Raw genomic sequence first — 5,445 nt, forward strand, 5'->3', positions numbered from 1 at the left:
ATTTTATTTCTTCGTCTGTTAAATTAAAATCCATATTTTGATTATACCATAAATTAAAAAATTGACAAACTTAAAAATTTTCAGTATATACTGAAAATTCTTAAGTTTGTCAATTTTTTGTTGTTCTTTTTCCCGCCGCACACCATACTTAACAGTACTTCCTTCGGTAGCAGGCGGAACCTTATATCCTCAACAAGCTCGGATACGCTTCGCGAAAGTGTAAGTAAAAAATAATACTAAATAGTACTAATTTATGTTTTACATATAGAATAAATTACCAAATTTAGCCTGAAATATAGCCTTTCGCTGCCGAAGAAGGTACTGTTAAGTATGGGGGCAGATATAAAATTTGAATAAATAACTTAAAAAAATCATCATATATTTTAGCATTTTTGTATAGAATTTTTTTTATTTTTAATATATATTTATAGAATATTTTTAATGTTATTTCCATTACAAATAACAAATAATTTGAGAGGGATAATTTAATGTCAGAAAATCAAAATAATTCTGAAAATACGCAAAATGAAAAAAATACCAGTGCAGAAAAAGAAAACAGAAAAGAAAAGCTAAACACATTAAGGAATATGGGAATTAATCCTTTTCCAAACAGCTATGATGTAACTTATAAGTCTCATGATATAGCAGAAAAATTTGATGAATTAGAAAAGAATCAGACAGAGGTATCCATTGCTGGGAGAATTATGCTTTACAGAGTAATGGGTAAATCTTCATTTTTAACGATAAAAGATTCTCAGGGTACTATTCAGGCCTATATACAAAGAGATAAAGTAGGAGATGAGTTTTATAATACAGTATTTAAAAAGTTAATCGATATAGGTGATATAGTAGGCATTAAAGGTACAGTTTTTAAAACTAAAACTGGAGAGATAACAGTATATGCAAGCGAATTAAAACTTCTTACTAAATCTCTTAATCCTCTTCCAGAAAAATTTCATGGACTTACAGATACAGAACTTCGCTACAGACAAAGATATGTTGATTTGATAATGAATGATGATGTAAAAGAGGCATTTATCAAACGCTCAAAAATGATATCAGCTATAAGAGAAGTAATGATAGAACATAACTTTTTAGAAGTAGAAACTCCTATGATGCATCCTTTAATAGGAGGAGCTAAGGCAAAACCTTTTGTTACACATCATAATACTTTGGATATGACACTTTATCTTAGAATAGCACCGGAGCTTTATTTAAAAAGATTAGTAGTAGGCGGTTTTGACAGGGTGTTTGAACTTAATAGAAATTTCCGCAATGAGGGAATATCTACAAGACATAATCCGGAGTTTACTATGATGGAAGCGTACATGGCATATGCCAACTTCTATAAGGTTATGGAATTGGTAGAAGATGTTTTTTCTAAAGTATGCTATAAATTAAACGGAAAATATACTTCAGTGTATAAAGATTATGAGATTAATTTTAAGCCTCCATTTGCAAGAGTTCCTATGGTAGATTTGGTTAAAGAACATTCTGGACTTGATTTTAATGCAATAGAATCAGATGATGAAGCAATAGAAAAAGCCAAATCAATAGGTGTAGAAATAGATACTTCAAAAACTAAACCTACAAAATGGGAAGTTATGGCTGCTGTATTTGAAGACAGAGTAGAAGAAAAATTAATACAGCCTACATTTGTTATTAATTATCCTAAAGCAGTTTCTCCTCTTTCAAAATCATATCCTGATAATCCAGATATTACAGAAAGATATGAGTTATTTATAGGAGGAATGGAGCTGTCTAATGGTTTCAGCGAACTTAATGATCCGATAGATCAAAAAGAACGTTTTGAAGAACAGTTAAAGGCAAAAGCAAGAGGCGAAGACGAAACTATGGATATGGATTTGGACTATATCAATGCCTTGGAATACGGACTTCCTCCTACAGGCGGGCTTGGAATAGGTATTGACAGAATGGCTATACTATTCTTGAATGCTGCTAGTATTAGAGATACTATTCTTTTCCCTCAGATGAGAAAATCAGATCAGTAATAATAAATTGTTATTAAAAATAATTAAAAGGAATATCATTTTTTTGGTATTCCTTTTTTATTATTAATATGTTTTATATATAATAAAGCGAACATTAAAATAATTAAAAGGATAAAAAATGAAAATAGTTTATTTTGTTTTTATTATTAGTCTTTTATTTTCCTGCAGTAATAATAACAATTCAAAATTAAATAATAAACCAAGAGAATATAAAGTATTTGAAGGAGATTTTATATGTCTCACAGGCTCATCATATTTTATTGATTATGCTTCTTCAAGTAATTATCAGATTCCAGCTGAAGGAGAATATTATAATCTTGAAAGAGAGTTTTTATCATTTAATTTTGAAGGTCCTACAAAAGTTTATCTCAAAGCTGAAGGATATTTAGAAGAGAGAGAAGGCAGAGAAAAAAATACTACAGAAACATTTTTTATAGTTACAAAAATTATCTTGTTTGATACTAATAGGTCTTCTTCATTACTTTAAATATGCTGGAGCAAATGAATATTTATCCCCAGCATTTTTATATAATATTATTAATTATTATTAATTATTATTAATTATTATTTTTACTGCTTCAGTCATATTTTTTAAACTTGGTTTTACTTCCTCCCATTTTCTAGTTTTAAGTCCGCAGTCTGGATTAATCCATAATTGTTCTTTTGGAAACACTTCTAATAAAGCATTTATCTGTTTAACAAACTCTTCTACGCTTGGTATTCTAGGGCTATGTATATCATAAACACCAAGTCCTATTTCATTAGAATAACCTACACTTTTAAATGCTTTTAATATTTTATTACCGCTTCTTGAAGTTTCTATACTTATAACATCAGCATCTAATTTTTCTATAGTTTTTATAATGTCATTAAAGTCACTATAGCACATATGTGTATGTATTTGAGTTTCTGTTTTTGCTATTGAAGAAGCTATTTTAAAACTATCTACTGCCCATTTTTCATAATCTTTTATATTTTCTTTTCTAAGCGGATATCCTTCTTTGAATGCCGCTTCATCTACTTGAATAATTTTTATGCCTGCATTTTGCAAATCATTTATTTCATCAGATATAGCAAAAGCAATTTGTCTGCATACATCGCTTCTTTCTATATCATTTCGTACAAAGCTCCAATTAAGTATAGTAACAGGTCCCGTAAGCATTCCTTTGACTATTTTTTTAGTGAGACTTTGTGCATAAGTTATACATTTTACAGTCATAACACTATTTCTTGATATGTCGCCGTAAATTATAGGAGGTTTTACACATCTGCTTCCATAGCTTTGAACCCAAGCATTCTCACTGAATACAAAACCATTAAGATATTCTGCAAAATATTCTACCATATCATTTCTTTCAGGCTCTCCATGTACTAAAACATCTAAATCTATACTCTCTTGAAACTCTATTGTATATTTTATATATTCTTTTATTTTTGCTTCATATTCTTCTATTTTAATTTTTCCTTTTTTATAATCCATTCTTACAGTTCTTATTTCATCAGTTTGGGGATATGAGCCTATTGTAGTAGAAGCAAGGTTAGGATAGTTTAATAATTTTCTTTGTATTTTTATTCTTTCTTTGAAACATAAATCTCTATTTTGTTTATAACTAGTATTCATTCTTTTTTGCACTTTTTCATCATTTATTTTTTTTGAGTGCATGCGATTTTTATTTATATTAATATTCTCTTCAAAATATTTTTTATCTTCATCATTTGCTTTATCAAAAAATATATTTTCTAAAACTTCTATCTCTCTTATTTTATCAAGAGAAAAGCTAAGCCAAGAAAGTATATCTTTATCCATTTTCTTTTCATTATCTTTACTGTATGGAACATGAAGCAAAGAACAGGAACTTCCTATTACTATTTTATTTTTTGGTATATGTTGGGATATAGTATTTAATAATTGTAATTTATTTTCTAAATTGCTTATCCATATATTTCTTGCGTCTATTATACCTGCATAAAGAGTTTTTCCTGATTTAGCAATTTTTTCAATCATTTCTAAATTTTTATGCCCATATACAAAATCTAAACCAATCCCAAATATATCAGTATCTAATAATATATCAGTAGCTTCATTGCTATGCTCAAAATATGTAGTTACTATAGCTTTTATATTTTTTTGGGAAATATCATTATATACTTCTTTAATATATTTAAAAAATAAATCATTTTCTCCTTTTACAAAAATAGGTTCATGAAACTCTATAGTAATTTCTTTATCCAATTTTGAAAGTTCATCTAATAGTTCAAAATATATATTTTTTACATTGTTAAATACATTTTCAAAACTTCCCTCTATAATTTTGCTTAGTCCAACAAATGTAAATAATCCTATTAAACTAATCTTTGCATTATATCCCAAACTTTTAGCTTCGTTATATTGTTTGATAATATAATCTATGTTTAATTTATATTTATCATCAATACTCAATTCTGGAACTACATAATGATAATTAGTATTAAACCATTTAGTCATCTCATATGCAGCCGAATCTTTATTACCTCTTGCCATAGAAAAGTAACATTCAAGTCCATTTAAGTTTTTAAATCTTTCAGAAATAGCTCCAATGCTGAATGCCAAATCAAGCATATTATCATAAAAACTAAAGTCATTAACGCATACATTGTCAAGATTTTTTTGATAATGCCAATGTTTTTTTCTTAGTTCAGATGCTGTTTTTTCTAAATCTTTTTCATCTGCTTTAGAAGCCCAAAATAATTCCAGAGATTTTTTTAATTCTCTGTTTTCTCCAATCCTTGGAAAACCTATAATTTGTCCCATATATTTTACTCCTTTTTTATTTTTTATATATTATTCCTATTATGATATAATGTCATAATGTTTTGGTATTATGATTTTTATAAGATTTTTACTTTATAGATACTGCGATAATGCTAATAAAATATTATTAACTTAAAAATGTATATTATAAAGTTTTGATTTTTTATTTAAGAATGTTATTTGCACATTAGAATTGTTAAAGGTATTTTTAGAAATGTTAAAGTTCTGAATACTAGAAGGATATTAGTATTTTTTTTATTTTGCATATAAACTCCTTTTAATAAAAAACTACATTTTATTAATTATTTATACATGTAATTTTTTATAAGGAGTGCAAGAGATAATATATTAATCTAGTGCACTCGACTGATTATTTAAGTAAAAAGGTATTCCGACTTTGTTAATTTATAATATAAATTAATCTTTACGGCTGCGTGCCAGCGAGGGATTTTCACCCAGATTCCCCTTAAATATTTTTCATTAAAATATTTCGAAAGATCATAACATAAAAAATATTTTTTTCAATACTTAAATATTGTTATTATTGTTTAAGAGCCATAGATATTGCACACTTTTATTTTAAAAAAAGAAGGTATTCCTTATAATTTAAATTGCTATAAATAACCCCAAAGGAATACCTAT

General features: G+C 27.0%; 3 protein-coding genes and 1 riboswitch. Of the genes, 2 read left to right on the forward strand and 1 reads right to left on the reverse strand.

The features are described from left to right. Window positions 1-488: 488 nt before the first annotated feature. Together lysS and Q1X91_RS14620 are read left to right on the forward strand one after the other, a co-directional pair. On the forward strand, window positions 489-2,012 hold the full coding sequence (gene lysS / locus Q1X91_RS14615; protein WP_300759168.1) for a lysine--tRNA ligase: 1,524 nt from the start codon (window positions 489-491) through the stop codon (window positions 2,010-2,012). A 118-nt stretch (window positions 2,013-2,130) separates the two neighbouring features. Further along, the gene (locus Q1X91_RS14620; protein ID WP_300759170.1) at window positions 2,131-2,499 is read left to right on the forward strand and encodes a copper homeostasis protein; all 369 of its coding nucleotides are present in this window, start codon (window positions 2,131-2,133) and stop codon (window positions 2,497-2,499) included. Between the two features lie 60 nt (window positions 2,500-2,559). Here the strand turns inward: Q1X91_RS14620 and metE are convergent, their stop codons facing one another. Further along, the gene (metE, locus tag Q1X91_RS14625; RefSeq protein ID WP_300759172.1) at window positions 2,560-4,803 is read right to left on the reverse strand and encodes a 5-methyltetrahydropteroyltriglutamate--homocysteine S-methyltransferase; all 2,244 of its coding nucleotides are present in this window, start codon (window positions 4,801-4,803) and stop codon (window positions 2,560-2,562) included. Between the two features lie 363 nt (window positions 4,804-5,166). Next, a riboswitch (cobalamin riboswitch) is annotated at window positions 5,167-5,313 on the reverse strand. Window positions 5,314-5,445: the final 132 nt, after the last annotated feature.

Source organism: uncultured Brachyspira sp. (assembly GCF_949287625.1).
GTDB lineage: Bacteria > Spirochaetota > Brachyspiria > Brachyspirales > Brachyspiraceae > Brachyspira.